Genomic DNA, 21,640 nt, shown 5'->3' on the forward strand with positions numbered 1-21,640 from the left:
CGCATCACTCACAACTTAGAGACTATGTATTTAGAAATCGTATCACCAGAGGCCACCTTATTTAGTGGAGAAGTAACCAGCGTTGCTGTGCCGGGGGTTAACGGCGAATTCCAAATGTTGAAAGATCACGCCCCGATCGTTTCCTTGTTAAAAGAAGGTTTTGTAAAGATATTTGGTACCATTGAACTCGATGAGGAGGTCCAGGATAAATTTACCAAAGGTGATAAAGGCACTACTCTTTTAAAGATTAGCTCGGGCACCATAGAGATGAAGGACAATAAAGTGATTGTTCTGGCAGATTAGGCAGCATCTCAAAATACTTAAAGCCCTTATAGAACTCTTAAATACTTAAGTCTTACTTTTCTGGTTGACGTTTAAGGTTATCGCGCAATACCAACTGAAGTCGAAACCTACAATTTAATGGTAAGATGTAAATGCATTTCGACTGCGCTCAATGTGACCTATTAGGATTTTCTTTTTTGACCCTTATTACTGCCCTAGACCTTTATAAATATTTTCCTTCTGTACATAATATATCCCAGAAGCAAATAAAAAGCAACCACACTCAGGGCGTATAACAATGACGACATTTTATTGCTGAGAACATCGTGAACGAAAATGGTGTTATAGAGCCATGAGTGAATATTCGTGTCCCCAACTTTAGTCAAATAGAAGGTTTTGCTAATAAAGCTGGATAAAAAATAAATGGTAATGGCATTCATGCCGGTATATTTAAAAATGGTTCCGAAGGTCATTTTACGTTTGTCGGTTAAGAAATAGATGACGCTCAGGATCAGCGTCCCCCATCCACTGGTGACCAACACAAAACTGCTGCTCCATAAGGCTTTGTTAATCGGGAACCACAAGTTAAATACATAACCCGAAATCAATAACCCTATAGCAATCAATACGAGCATCTTGGTGCTTTTAAATGTACTTAGAACTTTTCCGATTAAAACACCCAAGATACAGGTCACTACCGCCGGGAAGGTACTCAAGATCCCTTCCGGGTCGTAATCGGCCTTCCACATATGGGTCCCCAGAACATTTAAATCCACATAATTTGCCCAGTTGTTGGGTGCACGATCGAAGGTCGGCAAGGACCCATCCGGCAAGGGCACAAAACCAAGTAGCAACCAATAGCCTATTAAAACAAAACCCCCAATGCCCACCAACACCTTCCAGTTGAAATTCAGATTTAATATTGCCGTAATGAAAAATACAATTCCAATGCGCTGCAAAACACCAAAATAGCGCCATGACTCTACATCCTTAAAAAATGGAACGTAAGGCACAAACCAATTCAATAAAAGCCCCAAACCGATAAGCTTTAAACTTCTTACCGCTATTTTTTTATAGGTAGCCGCATCATTGGACCTGTTCTTATAGGCAAAATGGATGGATATCCCAACAATAAAGAGAAAGAAGGGGAATATTAAATCTGTAGGGGTTAATCCATGCCATTCGGCATGTAAAAGAGGAGCGTACACATGACTCCACGTGCCCGGTGTATTCACCAGAATCATAGCGGCAATGGTGAATCCTCTTAAGATATCGACAGATACAATTCGTTGTGCCATTGTCTTGTTTTAGTTAGTTTAGTTAATTCTTATGTGTTATGCGCTTCATTTCAAGCACCACTCGCATCATTAATATTAAAAATGCGTTCTTTTGCCTCTTTCAAATACATTCTCCCAATAGGTATTTTTTTGTCTGCTATTTCAATGGTATTCCCGTCCAGGGCCTTCACATGACTCATGGATACCGTATACGATCGATGTACCCTGATAAAATTCGAGGAAGGCAACTCCTCGGTTATCGCGGTTAAGGACTTGTGCACCACATAATCCCCTAAATTGGTAATCACCTTAATATAATCCTTTAAACTTTCAATGTAAAAAATATCGGTGAGATAGACCTTGACCAGTTTTTTATTGACCTTCAAAAAAATATGGGGCTCTTGTTGCAGATTAGGATCGCTAGAACCACCGGATGTTTGTTGCTTCAGCCTGTATACCTTATTAATCGTCTTGAGAAACCGGTTAAACGGTATGGGTTTCACCAGGTAATCGGCAACATCCAGCTCAAAACTCTCGACGGCGTATTCCCTGTAGGCCGTAGTAACAACCACCAGGGGCTTATAACCCAAATTTTGTAAAAAAGTAAACCCGGTCATCTGAGGCATATTGATGTCCAGAAAGATCACATCAGGTTTGCTTTGCTGAAGCTCCTCAAAGGCCTTTAAAGGGTTATTATAGATATTTAAAACCTCCAAATTATCAAATGACTTCAAATGGTTTTCAATAACCTGGATCGCCAGGGGTTCGTCATCTATAATGGCACATGTGATTTTCACACCTCTAGTCTTTAGTAATTCTATGCGTATAAGTTAATTAATAATTCTAAACATTGGGGCTTATGACACAGGGATCTTCAAAAATAAATTGTAGACACCCTTATCAGCACTGGTCTTCAATTCAAAATCCTTGGAAAATAATATTTTCAAACGCCTTAGGGAATTTGAAATCCCTATTCCCTTTTTCACTTCATCAACCGTGTTCGGGTTAAAATTGTTTGAAATATTAAAATTCAGATACCGCCCATTGATGACTTCAAAGCTCATTTCCATTTTCATCTTTTCGTTGTTTTTAAGACCGTGCTTAAAACAGTTCTCCACAAAGGTAATGAGCAACAGAGGCGGAACTTTAACATCTTCTATATCACCGGTAATATGCATTTCCGTTTCAACCCTATCCTTGAATCTGAGGTTTTCAATATCGATATAATTATTGATATGGTCTATTTCCTTCAATAAACTTGCTTTGGAGTCCTGCACCTCATACAGCACATATTCCATTAAATCCGATAATTTTAACAATAGTCGTGGCATATTATCTGATTTATTGAGGGCCAGAGCATATAAATTGTTCAGTGTATTGAAGAAAAAATGAGGTTGGACCTGTGTTCTTAAAAACTTGAGCTCCGTGCTCAATTGCAATTGGGACAGTTCCTCATTGCGTTTTTTCTCAATACTATAGTCCACCAGGACCTTTATTGCCGTTACAAACGTAATCACATAGAGTTCCCCCAGGGCGACAACAATAAAGTGATTGAAATCCAAAAAGGAAACCGGACGTCCCAACTCCGGGGACAAAACCCCTGTGAAGGTGTAAATAAGGGAGGTTCTTACAATGTAAACCAACACCAAGATCAGAAAAATAGCACCCACATATTGTAGGTACTTCTTCTTTAGAAACAAGGTGGGAATTAAATAGTATACATTAAAGTAAATGACAACGATGTGAATAGGGAATTCTACTAAATTGGTTTGCAGGGAGTAGGTGAAATCATTGTGGAAACTGCCCCATCGTATCAGGTTAAAGGTGAAATAACCGAGCCAGAAGAGCACATGATACTTTATTGGAATCGTAGTTCCAATGCGTTCCCTAAGTGATGAAATAAACAAATTAAAAAGACCTTTCACTGATAATTTCAATTACAATACATTTACTCACTATAAGAAAACAGATTCACTTGGTCATTGTTATTGGTCACTAAGATCATGTTTCCGTCAGTATGCTTCAAGGTGATTATATCCTTTGAATTACCAATGTTCAAGAATCCAGTGGCGTTAAGATCATAAACCTTAAAATCGCCTTTATTAAATGCCATCACATTTCCATAGGAGGCGTCATATCTGACGGTCTCAACTTCGGAATTATAATGATTGCCAATGGCAATGATCTCATTGGATCCGTCCTTATCTATATCCAAAAATTCAAAGTCCATAATAGGGGCAATCTGGAATTCCCTGGGAAGTTCTTTAATTATAAATCCTTCTCCTGTATTTTCCAGGAAAATACTTTTTAATGTGGTTGCCTTTAAATGCAATGCGCTTCCCAAAGCTTCCTCGCCATAAATATCTTCAAGTTTGGCCTCCGCAAATTCAGTATAGGTTGGAAACTTTTCCTTTATAAATGGCATTTGTTGCGATGAGCATTCCCGCCCTCTGGAAGGTACCAAATAGCCCTTGTAATTCGAAGTGAGCACGATATCATAAGTTCCGGAATTATCAAAATCATCACAAAACACATGAAAGGGCTTCTCTTTACTGGCCTTGAATTTTGTATTTAGGCCCAGATTGCCGATAAAATAATCGTCATCCCCGTCCTTATCGATGTCCTCTGCCTCGATGCTAAACCAAAGTCCCTCAGTATCCTGCAAAACATCTTCTACAGGTTCTAAAACACCATTGTTATTCTGAAAGATGGTTATGGGCATCCATTCGCCAACGACAATTAAATCGTCATCCCCGTCATTATCATAATCCGTAAAAATGGCATCCGTAACCAAACCCACATTCCTGACCTGCGGACAGACTGATTCGGTTTTATCGATGAATTTATTGTTTTCGTTAATGAGTATATACGATAGTGGTGGATAGGGATATTTATCCGCTATTACCCTGCCTCCGACAAACAAATCCAAATCGCCGTCACCATCAATATCACTTGCCTTTACACATTGACCACTGGAGCTTATCTTTGGCAGTCTGTCACCGCTTTTTGTGAAATCTCCATTGCCATCATTGATATATAATCTATCCTGATAGTACATACTCCCCTCTTCAAATTCTGAGCCGCCACTTACGACGTAAAGATCCTGATCGCCATCATTATCGGCATCAAAAAACAGGACCCCCAGGTCTTCATAATCCTTATCCATCTCCCAAACAGCATCCGATGGTTTTTCAAATCCCCCATCTGCTTTTTGAATGTACAGTGCGCCACTTTGACCTTTAGCTCCACCGATAAAGAAGTCTTCTAATCCGTCCTTGTTAATATCTGCTTTATCAACAAAAGGGCCATTGGTAGATTGACTATGTGGCAGCAGTATCTGTTCCTTAAAATCATCGTGTTCGTTCTCTAAATGCTTAAATGAGATGCCCAATTGATCCGGAGCCACCTGTTTAAACACCGTTTGTTGTTCTTCAATCTTTTCACTTTTTGGAACCTTAGCCTCCTTTTCATTCAAGACAATTATTTGGTTGGCTTTCAATTCTGTAAGTCTGGTAATGGTATTACCCGGCCATTCAACCAATACTTCGTCAATGGTTGTGGCCTCACCAATTCCAAAATTCAAAATATTGTGTACGGATGATAAAAACCCTCTACTGGTGTATAGTTCCTGATATTGCTTTTCACCATTCACAGAAATCGTCACCTTTGTCCCAATGGCTGAGGTATTGTTAGGATTTCCGATCAACCTAAATTGAATAAAATTGTGGGTGTCGTTATTCCTGTAGATCTGAGCCTTATCATTGATGTTGTTAATGACCAGATCCAGATCACCATCATTGTCAAAATCAGCATAGGCGGAGCCATTGGATTGTGTTTTACTATTCAGGCCCCAGGAACTGGTGGCATTGGTAAACTTTAAGTTTCCACTATTTTTATAGGCATAATTCTTTAGTTTATTCGAGGGTTGTAAGGCTGTCACCTCCTGAAAATCCGGATTCCCCTTCTGGGCATATAGCTCGCCCAGCTTGGTTCTGAAATCCTGGTCACCCATATCCTTTAAAATACCATTCGTTATAAAAATATCCTTCAACCCATCGTTATCGTAATCTGCTATTAATGGCGCCCAACTCCAATCGGTTTTTGCCACCCCACTCAACTGAGCAATTTCACTGAACTTTCCATTACCCCTATTGAGTTGTAAGGTGTTGACCATATATTGATGATGGTATTCATTCTTTACCATTTCATAAAAACTGCTGGTATTCATACTCGCCATGTTCTTTTTACTTCGAATATGATCCTCAGGAGCCATCTCCAGGACTATTAAATCCGGTAAGAGATCGTTATTGATGTCTGCATAATCCGATCCCATGCTACTGAACGAAATATGGTTCATCATGTCCAGAATTTTATTTTTAAACGTACCATCGCCATTATTTATATAAAGCATATCCGGCGTATAAAAATCGTTGCAGACATACACATCCGGCCAGTCATCCCCATTAAAGTCTCCTATTGAGGCACTCAAGCCCCAGGCCTTATTTACAACGCCCGCATCATGGGTAATCTCCGTGAAGTGGGTGCCGTCGTTTCTATAGAAAATATCAGAACTAAACCTGGACACCGCGCGTTCTATAGTCATCCGTAATCTGCCTGTGTTTTCAAAATCCGGACGATGATTTAATAAATACAGGTCCATATCGCCATCCTTGTCATAATCAAAAAAATAGGATTGCGTGCTAAAACTGGGAGTATCGACCTTCCATTCTGCCGCCTTGTCAATAAAGGTGTTGTCCTTCTGATTAATATACAGTCGGTTTACCATGGAATATTGGGTCAGGGGCGTTCCGGATTTGCATATATAGATATCCAACCAGCCGTCATTATTAACATCGACCACAGAAACGCCTGTAGACCATCCATAAGGATCCTCCAGACCCGATCCTTCAGTTACATTTTCAAACTCAAAATTTCCTTTATTTATATAGAGTTCATTATTGTTTTGGTTTGCCACAAAGAAAATATCCACTAAACCATCGTTATTGAAATCGGCTGTAGCAACCCCGCCACCATTGTAAATATTGGCGAAATTCAGAAAGCTCATTTCCGGAGTTTCTTCAACCCTGTTTTCAAAATCCACATGTGTTTCTTCATGGGGCAGTACTGTAAACTGGCTTGCCTCAGTGGTGGATTTATTACCGACATCAGCTAAAACCAGAAATGTATCGTTTCCGTTACAACCAAAAATCAAAATAGCTATAAAGACGCAGGAAATTAGATTTTTCAACATATTACTTTTTAAATTAAAAAAATAGAGAAGGGAGAATCAAATATACATATGATTCTCCCTTTAAAGGTATTATTTTATAATTAATACTTTAGTTCTGCTTCGCCCACCATAGCGGTGTATGTATCTCATCGGGGCCGCCAAGTTGTTGAACTGCCTGGGCATGACCGAGAGGCACATTGTTTTCAAAGGTCGAAGGATAAGGTACCCTTTGCCCAAAGAAATTCACCTGATTGGTCATATAGTTACTGCTCGTTATTTGCGGAAGATTTGGAAGTGGTTCCTCAACTACCGGATTTTCGAAGAATGGTAACCCTAACCTTCTGTGGTCATTCCATATTTCAAGTGGTAACCACGCATGTTGCGCAATGAACTTCTGCGTAATAATTTTATTCAAACGATCATTTCTTACATTTCCTCCTTCATAAATAGTATTATTAGGGAAGCTGTAATTCATCGTTCCTGGTGTCCCAGTATAACCATCTATATAATCTCTGGTTACACTTGCAGGAGGTTCTGCAGTATGATCCCAGCTTACGGAGGTTCCGTTATTATTGTAGTCCTGAGAAGCCACATAAGTCGCTACATGATCTGAAACACCATAGTATTCAAAACTATGCGCGATTCCGGCTTCATAAGCCTCTTTACCACCAATTGGTGTTGACCATCCTCTAACGGCAGCTTCAGCTATTAGGAAATGGGTTTCCCAGGATGGGAAGAAGATACGTTCATTCTTATCTCCTTCTCCTCTGAAGTCCATACCTAATCGCGGGTATGTACCATGAGATATCAATTGGTTTTTTTCTCCTGCCGCACCCCATCTTCCCGCAGCAAATGCGTTGTAGGTATAGGCACCATCCATGGTCATTAGAACATCGCCATTATCATCCAATAAACTTCTTTGAGTTTGGGTATGGCTATTACTCCATGTCGGGAAAAAACTATAATTATCGTCATCGATATTTCCAGGAATCGGGAAGGTTAAATACGCTCTGGGATCAATGCTTTCTGGCAGACCATCCAGCCAAAATCCGTTAGCAGGATCGTTTGAACGTTGTGGAAAATGATTCTCAAATTTTAAACCCATATAGTTTGCCGGCTTAATGTTGATCTGATCTTCGGGCGCTAATTGATCAACCGATTTTACCCCACCAAGTCCTAAAACCGCATTCCTGTAGGTTGTAGTCATATAATGGCTGTTCCATTGTCTGGACTGTACATTAACAAAACTGTTCCAACCACCGGCTTCGGCTACTCGCATATCATCTGCCGACGAAGCAATGATCATCCCACTGTTGGCGGCTTCCTCAAAATGCTGTTGCGCGACAGAAGGCGCCACCTCAGACAAGCGCATCGCTAAACGCATACGCATGGAATTCCCATATTTCTTCCACTTCATATAATCGTATCCATAAGCGGGATCTAAATCCGAGTCCGGTTTAAAGGTGAGGTTTTCATCTAATTTGCTCACGGCATCTTTTAACTCTGCCAGCATGAAATTATAGACCTCTTCTACACTGTTGTACTCCGGGTTTTCACCTTTAAAGCCATCCACAGGAATAGGTCCGAAGGTATCCGTCATTTCACTCATGATATATACCCTCCAAATTCTTGCCACCTGCAATAAATTCTCAGTATATTCCTTAACATTTCCTGAAGCTATTTTTTCTTCAGCAACCGTAATGGCCGTTGTTATATTGCGCAGCCATGCGGAGACATAGCTTTGAAAATAGTCGCGTGTCCAACCGTCATTCATACCGCCTTGAGACAACACCCCTAACCTGGAGGTATGAGAAGCATCCTTCCAATACAATACAAACACACGCTCCGCAATATGCGGATCCTGCTGTGCGGCTCCAATAGAATTATTGATAAAAAACTCTACTTCTACTTGTTCTGCAGTTGCAGCCAAGGGATCTACGTTGATTTCTTCAAAATCACTACATGAAAAAATCATTAGCACTAAACTGAACAGTGCCCATTCTTTACAAAATACTTTTTTCATAATCTTTCTTTTTTTTAAAATTTAGCAGCTATATTAAAAAATACAGTTCTTGTTGTAGGTGGTGCCAGGTTCTCGAAACCGGTCGCATTCGATGCGGTTGCGTTTACCGCTTCCGGATCCACACCATTGAGGTCACTGGAGATCATCCAAACATTGTTTGCTGATATTCCAACAGACAAGCCCTTAAAAGGTGACCTGTCTAACCATGCTTTATCAAAATTATAGGTTAAATTCACATTTCTTAACCTTACATTGGTCGCGTCGTATACAAATGCTTCATTAATACCCAGGTTTCCTGAGCGACTGGTAATGCCAGAATAATAATTTTCCGGTGAAACACCAACCGTGTTTTCACTTAAATTTCCATTGCCATCATCGAACACGCCATCAAATACAATAGGCTCTCGTTCTCCATTAGGTGCCGTAACAGCCGCTAACCCGGATGCCTGCAGCGCATGGTTCGTTCCAGAGAATATCTCGCCACCTATTGTAGCACTTATTAAGAAGCTAAAAGAAAAGTTTTTATAGGTAAACATATTCGTAATACCTAACAAGGCATCGGGAACCTGAGATCCCAACACGTGCTTATCACTAGTCGCCAGTGGTATTCCATCAGCATCTACCAAAATCCTTCCGAAAAACTGACTGTTCTCATCTTCCACTCTTCTATACTTACTTCCAACGATAACACCATAATCGCCCCCAACATCAGCTCTGATATTAAAGTTGTCGAATCCGCCCAAGCTGAATTCCGTCACATCGTCCGCCAATTCCTCTATTGTGTTTTCGTTGAACGAGTAATTGATATCCATATCCCAGGTAAAACTATCGTTTCTGATAATTCGAGACTTTAAGGTCAACTCTACACCGGTATTTTGGATATCCCCTGCATTTATCTTTTTAGCATTAAATCCACTGAATGGATCTAAAGGAAGGTCGATGATCTGGTTTGTAGCATTCGACTTATACCATGCGAAGTCCAGACCAATTCTGTTGTCGAGGAACCGCGCTTCCAAACCGATCTCCCATGATTTAATCAACTCATTCACAATATCGGGATTTCTTAATACACTATTCGTTCCAGCGGTGGTATTACCCAATGGATCGTTACCTATGGTGTAGGCGTTCAACAATTGATAAGGACTCAAATCGTTACCCACTTCCGCATAGGATGCTCTTATCTTACCAAAAGTGAACCAGCTCGGCAATTCATTTCCGGTCTTAGTGATCATGTCTGAAATAACAATCGAGGTACTCACAGATGGATAGAAAAACGACCTGTTTTCCTTACTCAACGTGGACGACCAGTCATTTCTGCCCGTGATATCTAAAAACACATAACCGTCATAATTGATCTGCGCAAAACCGTAAAAGGAATTAATCTTTCTCTCACTAAATGACTGGGAGACACTCGCCGGGTTCACTCCATTATTCAGGCTGAATAAGTTTGGAACCAGTAAGACACCTGAACTACTACTGATACCACTGTTTACCTGGGTCATTAAGTTCCCACCTAAGGATAGAGAACCTCCGAATTTTCCAAAAATATTGTCCTTAGCCGCCGTGATCAGTGCGCTGTAATTCTGCTCATTAAAGGTCCTTTTTCCTAAACTGTAAGTCGAATTCGTCGAAGTCCCTGCAAATACTTTACCCTCAGTATTGGTGGTATATAAATCTGCTCCTCCACGTACCTCTGCCTTTAACCAATCGTTGAACTCATGACTTAAAACGGCAGTCATTATAAAACGATCCCTGGAATCATAGCTCAGACGTCTCTTGTTCGCCCAGTAGGGGTTAATCTGATTCGAGTTCGGATCAAACCATATCTGATTACCAAACTCATCGACACCGGCAGAATATTGCCTGATATCACGCGATCTCGGGAAGTTTATTATGGTCTGGTATTGACTTAAAGCACCAAAACCGGTTCTCGGTCTGTTGTTAGCCGTTGTTTTATTGTACTGTACTTTCGTATCGATGGTCCAATCCTTTTCTTTTCCGAAATGATTGACGCCTCTGGCAGTTATGTTTAGACGTTCCAATGTCGCTGATGGTGCGATACCCTCATCATCCAAATAATTTGCTGAAGCATAGTAGGATCCGTTTTCTGAGTTATTCTGGATGGACAGACTATGGTTCTGACTAAACCCGTCGTTGTAATAGTTTCCTATATTATCATAAGCCTTATCGAAAGTAACGGAGCCTTGCTCAGGTCCGGTTTCTGTCTGACCTTCAATTTTTGGCCCCCAGCTATCCGTAGAATACTCGCCGTAAAAACCTTCGTTACCCTGTCCAAAACTACCTTGCAAATCAGGCGTCATGAAAATACTTTGAAACCCGGTGGTAACCGAGTAAGCAATACCTAAGCCCTGATTCGATTTACCTGTTTTGGTTGTAATTAAGATAACACCGTTACCCGCACGAGATCCGTAAAGGGCTGCCGCGGAGGCTCCTTTAAGTACCGATAAGGATTCAATATCGTCCGGATTGATATCCGCAATACCGTTACCTAAATCGGTTGCAGGACTCCAGAACCCTTCATTAGATGACCCCGTAAAGTTGTTTATCGGTGTACCATCGACTACAATTAAAGGCTGGTTATCGTTGGTTAAGGAACTAAATCCCCTTAATACGATTTTTGTAGATCCTGCAGGTCCATTACTACTTTTTATAACTTGTAACCCGGTTACCCTACCGGAAAGTGAATTCACCAAGTTTGGTTCTCTCTGTTCAGCAATCGTTGCTCCCTGGATTTCCTGTACGGCATAACCCAGAGACTTACGCTCACGTTTGATACCCAAAGCAGTTACGACAACCTCATCCAGCTGGCTGGCATCTTCTGTCAATGTCGCGTTTACTGTGGACTGACCACTTACAGCTATTTCCTGGGACACATACCCAACAAAAGAAATTTGCAACACCGCATTATTTGTTGTCAGTGTGATACTGTAGTTTCCATCGAAATCGGAGGACGCCCCATTAGACGTTCCTTTTTCAATAATATTTGCTCCCAGGAGCGGAACACCATTCGCATCCGTAATTGTTCCTGTAATTGTTGTGCCTTCTTGTGCAAATGCACCTTGAATCGTTAGTGCACAAACAAAAACCATGAGTTTTAGTAGTTGTTTAATCATAATTGTTTTTTGAATTAGTTAATTTGATCTTGATTAGTGTATTATACGCTTCATTAAAATTTAATGAATAAATTTAGGATTAAAGTGTTTTTATCATATACAAATCGTTTTAAGTTAGTCTTTGAATTGTTGCTTTTTTGAAATAAAAATTTAAAGTATCACTTTTGAGATACCTCTAGAAAAAAAATATATAAACAACATCATTTTACACACAAACAACTTATTCTAAATGCCGGCTGCCAATATAGCAAAAAAAATAATCATAAAATGTTAAAGTCAAAATAGGTCTGGGGTTCGATTAAGAATATGGTAAACACGCTAGTAAACCCGCTTTATGACATTGGTGACAATGCCCCAAATTACAAAGTGGTTGTCCTCCGTAATTTTAATCGGAAGGTAATGGTCGTTCTCGGGTTGCAACCATACCCCGTCGGATTCTACCTTCAAGCGTTTCACCGTAAACTCACCATCCAGAAAACAAACCGCTATCTTGTTATGCTCCGGAGCCAAACTTCGGTCGATAACCAATAGGTCCTGATCATGCAATCCTGCATTTACCATAGATTGTCCGGATACACGCGCAAAAAAAGTGGTGGCTTTGTTTCTAACCAGCTCACGATCCAGGGACATGCGCTGCCCCTCAAGATCTTCCGTTGGCGATGGGAATCCGGCAGAAATTCCAGTTTCATAAAATAGAACCTCTAATTCAGATTGAGGATCCGGACTGTAAATAGTAAGGGATTTAGATGCGTTTAACGGCATGACTTTACGATTCTTTACACAAATCTTAATAATCTTACAGCTAAAAGTAAACAAAATTATTTAATGCACAACTAATTTTAGTTCGCAAATGGGATAAAAGAACAGACTTTTCTGTTAATTTAACATGTTGTAGGTTTTGACCTTCAAGTTTTACATGTCTGAGTCAGGCAGGCATTTAGACCACTATAATTGCATTATTTCCGATACCTTCAACGGACAGGCAGACCACCCTGAGTAGGCCTTTAGGTTAGCAAATGATCATTTATACTTAAAACAGAGGACATAAGCTACCGATTCACTCTAAGCTTTAAAACTTATGCTTCGATTTAGATTTCTTACCCTTAAAAAATAAACTCAGATGAGACATTATGGGTTTTTTGGTTAGATTTGAGATCTGGAAATAGGCGTCTTGTAATGCATTCCTTTTTCTAATTTCTATCTAATGCCTGAAAAGAAATCATACACTGTAGCCGAAGCCACTCGAAGGCTTGAGCATTATTGTGCCTACCAGGAACGCTGTCATAAGGAGGTGAGAGAAAAGCTCAGAGACCTGCATATGATTCCGGAAGCTATTGATCATATTATGGTACACCTCATCAATCATAACTATCTCAATGAGACCCGTTTTGCCAAAGCCTATGTTAGTGGAAAGTTCAAGATGAAGGCATGGGGCAAGCGCCGCTTAGGCGCCGAGTTGTTAAAAAAAGACATCTCTAGATCTATTATTAATGAGGCCATCCTAAGTTTAGATGATGACCTCTATCTTGACACCCTTGATCGACTCGCTAAAAAATATGTGACCACAAGTACGGAAAACAACACATTGAAAAAGAAAAAGAAACTTATTGATTATTTGTTATACCGCGGTTGGGAACCCCATTTGGTTTATGATAAGGCAAAAGAACTTATGGATTGACCATTTTTTTATGGGTGCGTACAATTGCCTGCTCGTTTTTCCAGTCAATCCATTTTTGTCCTTGAATTCGGCGCATCGTGTTGTCCAATAAACGCATAACGAATACATTATAAATAGCCTTACTCAGGTTTCCCGGGTTTTGTGCCAGGGCTCTAAGGCTCATTGAGAATCCGGGGGTTATATAGCGCATATAATGCCAATAGCCCTCGGGCATATACAGCACCTCGCCGTGATGCAGCTCGCATACCCATCCTTTGGCCTTCTTTAATGCCGGCCATTTGTCAAAATCTGGATTACTGAAATCGATGTCCTCTCTTGTAATCAGTGAATGCGGAATTTTATACAAATACTCGTTTTGCTTCTGATCGAACAATATACATTGTTTTTTGCCTTCAAAGTGAAAATGGAAAATATTGGCCAAATCGATGTCGTAGTGCATGAAGGTGTGCGCATTCATACCTCCAAAAAAGAGCATCGGCAAGCCTTTCATAAAACGTAATCCGAAATCGGGATAGGAAAAATCGTTTTGAAGTTCCGGAACCTCCTTTAAGATGTTCCAGAGAAAAATGCGGTATTTTGTAGGTTTGCTTTTTAAGAGATCGACATAGGCCCTCATCTTCATTTTAGCGTGAGGTTGGTTAAAACCCTCCTTATAATCCACCGGTCGGTCGTCGTAAAGAGGCACTGTAATATCGCCGGCGGCAGCCTTCATGAAATCCAGGTTCCATTTCGTATAGGCCGGCCAGTCCTCGATACAACGTTCAATAACCACAGGTCGTTGTGGTTTAAAATAGTCTTTTAAGAATTCCGACTTCGTAAGGTGTTCTACTCTCGGGATGTCCTGTAGGTTCAACGACAATGCGATATCATTTAGAGGGTCAAAGTTAAGAAAAGCACCTTAAATTGAAAACAGGTTTTATTTTGATCTTTAAGCCCAAACGTGATGGTCAGATAACATCCTCTCATAACCTACAACTTCTCGAAATACGCCTTAAACTATCGCCTAACTATAAAGCTTTAAAGGATTGGGCAGATTATGCGATTCCTTTCACTGAGAAAAAGACAATTCATAACTACAGACTTCAAAAATTGTCCTGTGAATTTCTGAAATTGTCCTGTGAATTTTGAAAATTCACAGGACAATTTTCAAACATGATGCTTAGGAAATAAGATTATCCTAACTAGAAATTTTCTAATGCTTGCTTATCGAAATAAACACTTATGATTAATCCCTAAAAGTGGTCTGCATGACAATTCAGGAAGCAGTGCGATCCGGATTTATTTTGTGGTCTTCGCCTTTTGTTTAGCGACCTCATTGCGTTCTATGGTATGTTCCGGGCGGGACCATCGGGGATTTTCTCCCAAAGCCTGGTATTGCGAATCTTCGGCCTCTACCGTCTGTGGATGCACATGCTTTAAAAAAGGTTTCTGAGGATTCAGCCCGAGTTCATCAAACATTTCCATATCCTCATTGACATCAGGATTTGGTGTCGTTAACAATTTATCTCCGGCAAAGATCGAATTGGCCCCGGCAAAGAAACACATGGCCTGACCCTCTCTTGTCATCTGGGTGCGTCCCGCCGATAACCGCACCTGGGTTTCGGGCATCACGATACGGGTCGTGGCTACCATACGTACCATTTCCCAAATCGAAACCGGTTCCTGATCTTCTAAAGGCGTACCCTCGACCGCAACGAGTGCATTAATGGGAACAGACTCCGGTTGTGGGTTGAGCGTCGACAGGGCCACCAACATTCCCGCACGATCTTCAACCTTCTCGCCCATGCCGATAATGCCTCCACTACAAACGGTCACATTCGTTTTACGGACATTATCAATAGTCTTTAAACGATCCTCAAAGCCTCGTGTTGAGATGACTTCCTTATAATAGTCTTCCGATGAATCCAAATTATGGTTATAGGCATACAAGCCGGCTTCCGCCAATCGTCTGGCCTGGTTTTCAGTAAGCATCCCCAGGGTACAACAAACCTCCATGTCCAGCTTGTTAATGGTACGCACCATTTCCAGGACCTGGTCGAATTCCGGACCATCTTTAACATTGCGCCAGGCAGCACCCATGCATACGCGTGAACTGCCACTGGACTTGGCCCGCAGGGCCTGGGCTTTAACCTGCTGTACGGACATTAAATCGTTACCCTCAATAGCGGTATGATACCGCGCTGCCTGTGGACAATAGCCACAATCCTCGGGACAACCCCCTGTTTTTATGGATAACAATGTAGACACCTGAACCGTATTCGGATCGTGATGCTGCCTGTGCACTGTAGCGGCCTCATAGAGCAATTCCATAAGCGGTTTGTTATAGATGGCTAATATGTCTTCTTTGGTCCAATTATGTCTTGTTTCGCCCATAACGCTCAAAATTAGTAAATGTCAAAAGTACTAATTTAAAAAGATTCCTTAACGGATTAAAAACATAAATTGCTAACAGCATTTTTAACGCGATGGTTCCTTGGTATTTCGATTCCGGGTCGCGACCTCATTCTTTAGGTGAACCCACTGGACGCCTGTTTACCATAAAAACATCATTCAGGTATCTGCTGACTCAGGCAATGCAGCGTACCAAAACCCCAGATAAGGTCAATGGCGTTTATCGGTATCACCTGCCTGCCCTTAAAACAGCTGGATAAGATGTTCAGCGCTTTGGCATCCTTTGAATCATTGAAGGTAGGGACCAAAACAGCCTTATTAAGTATGAGGAAATTAGCGTAACTCGCCGGTAATCGTATCCCTTCAAAAACAATGGGATCCGGCATTGGCAGGGGTACTATTTTAGGTTTCGCACCATTTTCAAGTCTGGCGTTTTCCAATCGTTTGAGGTTGCTTTGAAGGGCCTTGTAATTGGCATCCCGCTTCCTGGTTTCGACTACTGTAACAATGGTGTCTGCATTTACGAAGCGGGCTAAATCATCAATATGCCCGTGGGTATCATCCCCGGTAATGCCCTCTCCCAACCAAATGGTATTGGTCACACCAAGATAGGTTTTAAAAATAGCCTCATAATCCGATCTGGACAGGCCCGGATTTCTAACCTGCACCTCTTGATCTAACAGGCATTCTTCGGTGGTCAGCAGGGTACCCATACCATTCACATCAATGGCACCGCCCTCTAATGTAATCGATCGGCCCTTATAGGTTACCTGCTCCAATTCTAAATTAAGAACGGAAGCCATAACGCGCGGAATATGACGATCCAGTTTAAAATTACCATACTTGGCCCATCCATTAAAATTGAAGTTGAGCGCCTTTCTTTGATTTCCTCTTTTAACCACTATAGGTCCCGCGTCGCGCATCCAGCTTCGGTTGCTTTTATGTAGTATATAAGACACGTGGTTCACATCGACATCAGCCTTCAGCAACATGGCCTGTAATCTTTCCTGAAGCTTTTGATTCGCTACAATAATGTAAACCTTTTCCAGTGACGCAATTTTTTTTATGAACTCCACAAAGGCCCATTGCACTGCACCATACTTACCAGGCCAATCCTTTCCATTGTGAGGAAAACAAAGCAGAATGCCCTCTTGCTTTTCCCATTCTGCCGGAAACCGCCACGCATCGCCCATTGCCATCAGTCGATTACCCGTTTGGTTAAATGCCCATAGGCATCAATTCTGCGATCTCTGAGAAAAGGCCAATTTTGTCTGACCTCCTCCTGTAATTCCAGATCCACCTCGGCCATCAGGATCTCTTCTTTATCCGTGGATGCCTGGGCAAGGATCTCGCCCTGTGGTCCGCAAATAAACGACGAACCCCAGAACTGTATCCCCTCGGTTCCCGGAATGTATTGTTCAAGGCCTATCCTATTTGCTGCGGCAACATAAATACCATTGGCCACGGCATGACCCTTCATAACGTTCATCCAAGCCCCTTGCTGATTTTCGCCAAATTCCTCCTTTTCCTGTGGGTGCCATCCGATAGCCGTGGGATAAAAAAGAACTTCCGCCCCTTGTAAGGCGGTTAACCGTGCCGCTTCAGGATACCACTGATCCCAACAAATTAAAGTGCCAATGTTCCCTTTTTTGGTCTGTACACTTTTAAAGCCCAGATCGCCGGGAGTGAAATAAAATTTCTCATAGTAGTGCGGATCATCAGGGATATGCATTTTCCGGTATAACCCTGCCTCTGACCCATCAGAATCAATAATATACGCACTGTTATGATATACGCCTGACATGCGTTTTTCAAAAAATGGAACAATAATCACGACGCCTAAAGATTTTGACAAATCACTAAAGGCCTTAAAAGAGGTACTGTACAATGGTTCTGCCAGGGCGAAATTTGCAGTGTCCTCACTCTGGCAAAAGTAGTGACTGCTGTATAACTCAGGAAGGCAGATCACCTCCGCTCCCTTTCCGGCAGCTTTCCTAACCCATTCGGTACATTTTTTAAGATTATTCTCAAGTTTGTTATTCAGATTGAGCTGTATAACTGAAATCTTGTAGCGTTGCTTCGACATGTCTTTTAGAATAAACTGATTTTAGGTTTTAACACGGCCTTTAGGCGCAGATAAATATAGCTCTTTTTATGGCTTGAATTATTTTAAATTTTATTTTGAAATCACAAGACTTACGGCATTACCCCCAAAGCCTACAGCATTCACCATGATGTTCTTAAGACGTTTTGGATCTGCCTGTTTATAATAAGGTACATGAATAAATTCCTGATACTGCAGCATCAATACGGCCAGTTCTAAACTTAAAAGACCGGATGCTCCAAAACTATGACCTATTTTCCATTTATTGGACGTTAATACCGGCAGGTGGTCCGAAAACACCAATTTTATGGCATTCCATTCGCTTTTATCTCCTTTGATGGTCCCCGGGGCATGCATCACAATGGCGTCGATATCATTCGGATGCATCTCGCCCAGTGCCATTGTCATAGAACGTTGAAAACACTTCGCGTCACTGGAAATGGAAATATTGTGTTCTAAGATTTCCGTTGCGTAGCCATAGCCTGTAATGAATGCGAGGGCATGATCCTTAGCTCCTGATTCGAGGCAGGCCATGGACGCCGCTTCACCTAAAACCATAGTATTATGTCTTTTATTGAAATCCAGGGCGCGGCAGGGATAGTTCGTTTCTGTGCTGAGGCTGCCCTCCAATTTATGTTTCGAGTAGATCTTTAAAGCTTGCATTTGTGCCACAGTAAATGCGGTTAAGGGGGCTTCGCTGCCTCCCACAAGAAATTTATTGCACATTCCGGATTGTAACCAGGCCACCCCGTTTAAAACGGCGTGCAAGGCTGTGGAACAGGTTATGGAATGGCTTACATCGGGGCCCTGAGTTTGTAAATCGTGTGCTACCCAGGAGGACAAGTTTCCTAAAGTGGTGGTAGGAGAACTCAAGGTATTTGCTTTGCCTTTCTTTAGAAAAGTTTCATAGTGATGTTCAAAGACACCAGTTGCGCCACGAGACGACCCAATGTTGACGCCAAAATTATCAGACGGTGTCCATTGTGCTTGCTCTACCGCTCTTCGGGAGGCATAAATGGCATACAACACCGTTCTGTCCAGGGCTTTGTACTTGGCATCCGACCCTCTTAATCGCTCTATTTCCTCTGAGGCTTCCGGCGGTAGCTCGGCAACAGACACCGGATTACCCGTAAACTGTTTTTCAACAAAACAGTGATCGCTATTCTGATAGGCATGCCATACCTCCTGTAAAGATTTTCCGAGGGGTGAAATGGACGCAACAGCAGTTATTGAGATTGGTTTGTGCAAAGCCTTGGTTTGAATGCAAATTTAAATGATTTCTAATGCTTCTTCAATTACTTTATAGACTTTCTGCAGCTGTTTTTCCGAAATGATATAGGGTACTTGCAGGTATATCGTATTTCCAAGTGGTCTTAAGAACACACCTCTGTCCATAAAGAATTTGAGCAATTTATCCCTCAAGGCGCCATAACGTTCCATTTTAGTATCGAGATCCAGGGCCAGTACAACCCCAATATGCCGAACTTCCTTCACTTTCGGATGGGTCTTAATTTTATTCTTAAACTGATTATGAGAACCTTCAATGCGTTTAAGATTAGTCTGCATCTCTTCGGATTTCAGTAATTCAATTCCTGCAATGGCTGCTGCGCAGGCTATCGGGTTGGCAGAATAGGTATGACAATGAAAAAATCCCTTTGTGATGTCGGGACTTAAAAAAGCGTTATAAACAGCTTCGGTGCATGAGGTAATGGCCATGGGTACTAGACCTGCTGTAAGGGCCTTGCTCAAACACATGATGTCCGGTTTCGTTTCCATATAATCTGAAGCAAAATATCGTCCTGTTTTACCAAAGCCCGTCATGACCTCATCTGCTATGGTAAGAATCCCTCTGGCCTTGCAAAATTCAAGAATTTGGTTTAGACCCTTTGTGTTGTGAATGGTCATTCCTGCCGCTCCCTGTAGCAGCGGTTCATAGATAAAACCCGCAATCTTATACTTTTTGTCAAGGGTTTGTAGTTGCTTCAAGATCCCCTCATGGTTAGACCCATTCGGTGTCGGTATGCGCTTAACGGCTATTAAAAAATCTTCAAAAGGTCCATTGTAAACCGACAATCCGGACACACTCATGGCGCCGAAGGTATCCCCGTGAAATCCATTTTCGAAGGCAATGAAGGTGGAGCGCTTTTCTCCTTTATTGAAATAATACTGAAGCGCCATTTTTATACTCGCCTCTACCGCTGTGGAGCCGTTATCGTTAAAAAATATACGGTTCTGATTATCCGGAAGAATCTCCATAAGTGCTTCAGACAGGCTCACAGCGGGTTCATGGGTAAAATCACTAAACATGACCTGATCCAAACGCTGCATCTGCCGGTATACCCTATTTAAAATAAAGTCATTGCAATGCCCATAAACGCAGGTATACCAGGAGGCAATAGCATCAATATATTCACGCCCCTGCTCATCGGTCAAGAGACAGCCCTTAGCGCTCACAATAGCAACACTTTCAGGATTTAATTGGTGTTGTCTTAAGGGGTGCCAAATATGCTTTTTATCACGTTCCTGTAAACTCATAGTCGATCCTTGAACCTTTCGGCATATTCTTTAACCACATTCTTGTCGAAATAAGGTTCTTCATCAATTCGTCCAATGACAGGCACATCGGTCATTTGTTTAATGATACGTTCCGTACTTTCATGCGCATCTCCACTAAAGATAATGGACACATTGAAGCCTTTTTCCTTTAAGGCATGTAGCGTTAATAGGGTATGATTGATGCTTCCTAAATAATGTCTCGACACGACAATAACCTGGTAATCAGGTTGAATCATATCCATAACCGTAACCGTGTCGTTCAATGGCACCAATAATCCGCCGGCACCTTCAATGACCAAATGATTATTGGTCTTGGGGACCTTTATGACCTTTAAATCAATTTCGATGCCATCAATAGCTGCAGCCGCATGGGGACTCATTGGAGTTTTCAATGCATACCTGTTGGGATGGAAAACCGATTTTGAGTTGGACACCAGTTTTTTTACCTTACAGGTATCGTCATGATCCAGATCACCTGCCTGAACTGGTTTCCAATAGTCCGCCTCCAGGGCTTCTACGCAAATGGCAGAAACTATGGTTTTTCCAACGTCGGTACCAATACCCGTTATAAAATAGGTTTTCATTCAAAAATGGTTTTGCAAAGGTTACAAATGTATCGTGTCTTTTCGAAAAAAGGGAATAGCATATAAAATATATTTTTTCGCTCCAAGGGCGCCATTTCTATTTTATGGGATTGGCATCTTGGACATGATATTGCATTCCCCAAAGCATCTACCTGATAGGTTTTAATCTCATTGTAAATCTGTAAGGCCCTATCCAGATCCGTATTCAAAATTAACAGTTTTACACCCCCTATGGCCAAGCTTATCAGTGGATCGGCATCGATGGTCTTTTCATCCATTAACATGCTTGTGATACCTTCGGCATCCAATTTCGATTTGACGACATGCGCCTCAGTAGCATACTCAAAAGTCGCCAGGGTGGTATAACTGTTATTCATATGC

The 21,640-nt window shown here is 41.6% G+C and carries 17 protein-coding genes; 2 read left to right on the forward strand and 15 right to left on the reverse strand.

Annotation, left to right across the window (positions count from 1 at the left end):
• Positions 1-24: 24 nt before the first annotated feature.
• Complete coding sequence (locus MR041_RS03425; protein WP_242092183.1) at positions 25-303, forward strand: F0F1 ATP synthase subunit delta/epsilon; 279 nt, start codon at positions 25-27, stop codon at positions 301-303.
• A 194-nt stretch (positions 304-497) separates the two neighbouring features.
• Here the strand turns inward: MR041_RS03425 and MR041_RS03430 are convergent, their stop codons facing one another.
• The 7 genes from MR041_RS03430 to MR041_RS03460 form a co-directional block, all read right to left on the reverse strand.
• Positions 498-1,580 (reverse strand): acyltransferase family protein, encoded by a 1,083-nt coding sequence (locus MR041_RS03430; protein WP_242092184.1) that lies wholly within the window; start codon positions 1,578-1,580, stop codon positions 498-500.
• Between the two features lie 50 nt (positions 1,581-1,630).
• Positions 1,631-2,356 carry a LytR/AlgR family response regulator transcription factor gene (locus MR041_RS03435; protein WP_242092185.1) on the reverse strand — a complete coding sequence of 242 codons (726 nt, stop codon included), beginning with the start codon at positions 2,354-2,356 and terminating at the stop codon, positions 1,631-1,633.
• A 60-nt stretch (positions 2,357-2,416) separates the two neighbouring features.
• Complete coding sequence (locus MR041_RS03440) at positions 2,417-3,496, reverse strand: sensor histidine kinase (protein WP_242092186.1); 1,080 nt, start codon at positions 3,494-3,496, stop codon at positions 2,417-2,419.
• A gap of 11 nt (positions 3,497-3,507) precedes the next feature.
• The gene (locus MR041_RS03445; protein WP_242092187.1) at positions 3,508-6,810 is read right to left on the reverse strand and encodes a VCBS repeat-containing protein; all 3,303 of its coding nucleotides are present in this window, start codon (positions 6,808-6,810) and stop codon (positions 3,508-3,510) included.
• An 88-nt stretch (positions 6,811-6,898) separates the two neighbouring features.
• A complete protein-coding gene (locus tag MR041_RS03450; protein WP_242092188.1) occupies positions 6,899-8,812 on the reverse strand; it encodes a SusD/RagB family nutrient-binding outer membrane lipoprotein in 1,914 nt (637 codons plus the stop codon).
• Between the two features lie 14 nt (positions 8,813-8,826).
• The gene (locus tag MR041_RS03455; RefSeq protein ID WP_242092189.1) at positions 8,827-11,946 is read right to left on the reverse strand and encodes a SusC/RagA family TonB-linked outer membrane protein; all 3,120 of its coding nucleotides are present in this window, start codon (positions 11,944-11,946) and stop codon (positions 8,827-8,829) included.
• Positions 11,947-12,264: 318 nt separating this feature from the next.
• Positions 12,265-12,708: a LexA family protein gene (locus MR041_RS03460; protein ID WP_242092190.1), complete on the reverse strand. Its 444-nt coding sequence runs from the start codon at positions 12,706-12,708 to the stop codon at positions 12,265-12,267.
• Between the two features lie 442 nt (positions 12,709-13,150).
• Here MR041_RS03460 and MR041_RS03465 point away from each other — a divergent pair, with 442 nt between their 5' ends.
• Positions 13,151-13,624 carry a regulatory protein RecX gene (locus MR041_RS03465; protein ID WP_242092191.1) on the forward strand — a complete coding sequence of 158 codons (474 nt, stop codon included), beginning with the start codon at positions 13,151-13,153 and terminating at the stop codon, positions 13,622-13,624.
• On the opposite strand, the gene MR041_RS03470 is transcribed toward MR041_RS03465, so the two are convergent.
• The 8 genes from MR041_RS03470 to MR041_RS03505 all read right to left on the reverse strand — a co-directional run bounded on the left by MR041_RS03470 (position 13,614) and on the right by MR041_RS03505 (position 21,636).
• Entirely contained in the window at positions 13,614-14,483 is an 870-nt protein-coding gene (locus MR041_RS03470) for a cupin-like domain-containing protein (protein ID WP_242092192.1), read from the reverse strand. The two genes, MR041_RS03465 and MR041_RS03470, sit on opposite strands and share 11 nt — an antisense overlap.
• Before the next feature lie 419 nt (positions 14,484-14,902).
• Entirely contained in the window at positions 14,903-15,997 is a 1,095-nt protein-coding gene (bioB, locus tag MR041_RS03475; RefSeq protein WP_242092193.1) for a biotin synthase BioB, read from the reverse strand.
• 173 nt (positions 15,998-16,170) lie between these two features.
• Positions 16,171-17,214 carry an agmatine deiminase family protein gene (locus MR041_RS03480; protein WP_242092194.1) on the reverse strand — a complete coding sequence of 348 codons (1,044 nt, stop codon included), beginning with the start codon at positions 17,212-17,214 and terminating at the stop codon, positions 16,171-16,173.
• A complete protein-coding gene (locus MR041_RS03485) occupies positions 17,214-18,101 on the reverse strand; it encodes a carbon-nitrogen hydrolase (protein ID WP_242092195.1) in 888 nt (295 codons plus the stop codon). The genes MR041_RS03480 and MR041_RS03485 overlap by 1 nt, the downstream gene beginning before the upstream one ends.
• 90 nt (positions 18,102-18,191) lie before the next feature.
• Positions 18,192-19,367: a beta-ketoacyl synthase N-terminal-like domain-containing protein gene (locus MR041_RS03490; protein WP_242092196.1), complete on the reverse strand. Its 1,176-nt coding sequence runs from the start codon at positions 19,365-19,367 to the stop codon at positions 18,192-18,194.
• Positions 19,368-19,388: 21 nt separating this feature from the next.
• Complete coding sequence (gene bioA, locus MR041_RS03495; RefSeq protein WP_242092197.1) at positions 19,389-20,654, reverse strand: adenosylmethionine--8-amino-7-oxononanoate transaminase; 1,266 nt, start codon at positions 20,652-20,654, stop codon at positions 19,389-19,391.
• Positions 20,651-21,259, reverse strand: coding sequence for a dethiobiotin synthase (bioD, locus tag MR041_RS03500; protein WP_242092198.1), 609 nt, complete (start codon positions 21,257-21,259; stop codon positions 20,651-20,653). The genes bioA and bioD overlap by 4 nt, the downstream gene beginning before the upstream one ends.
• Entirely contained in the window at positions 21,256-21,636 is a 381-nt protein-coding gene (locus MR041_RS03505) for a putative signal transducing protein (RefSeq protein WP_242092199.1), read from the reverse strand. Before MR041_RS03505 ends, bioD begins: the two co-directional genes overlap by 4 nt.
• Positions 21,637-21,640 lie beyond the last annotated feature (4 nt).

It is taken from the genome of Aestuariivivens sediminicola, from assembly GCF_022662015.1.
In the GTDB taxonomy this organism is placed as follows: Bacteria; Bacteroidota; Bacteroidia; order Flavobacteriales; family Flavobacteriaceae; genus Aestuariivivens; species Aestuariivivens sediminicola.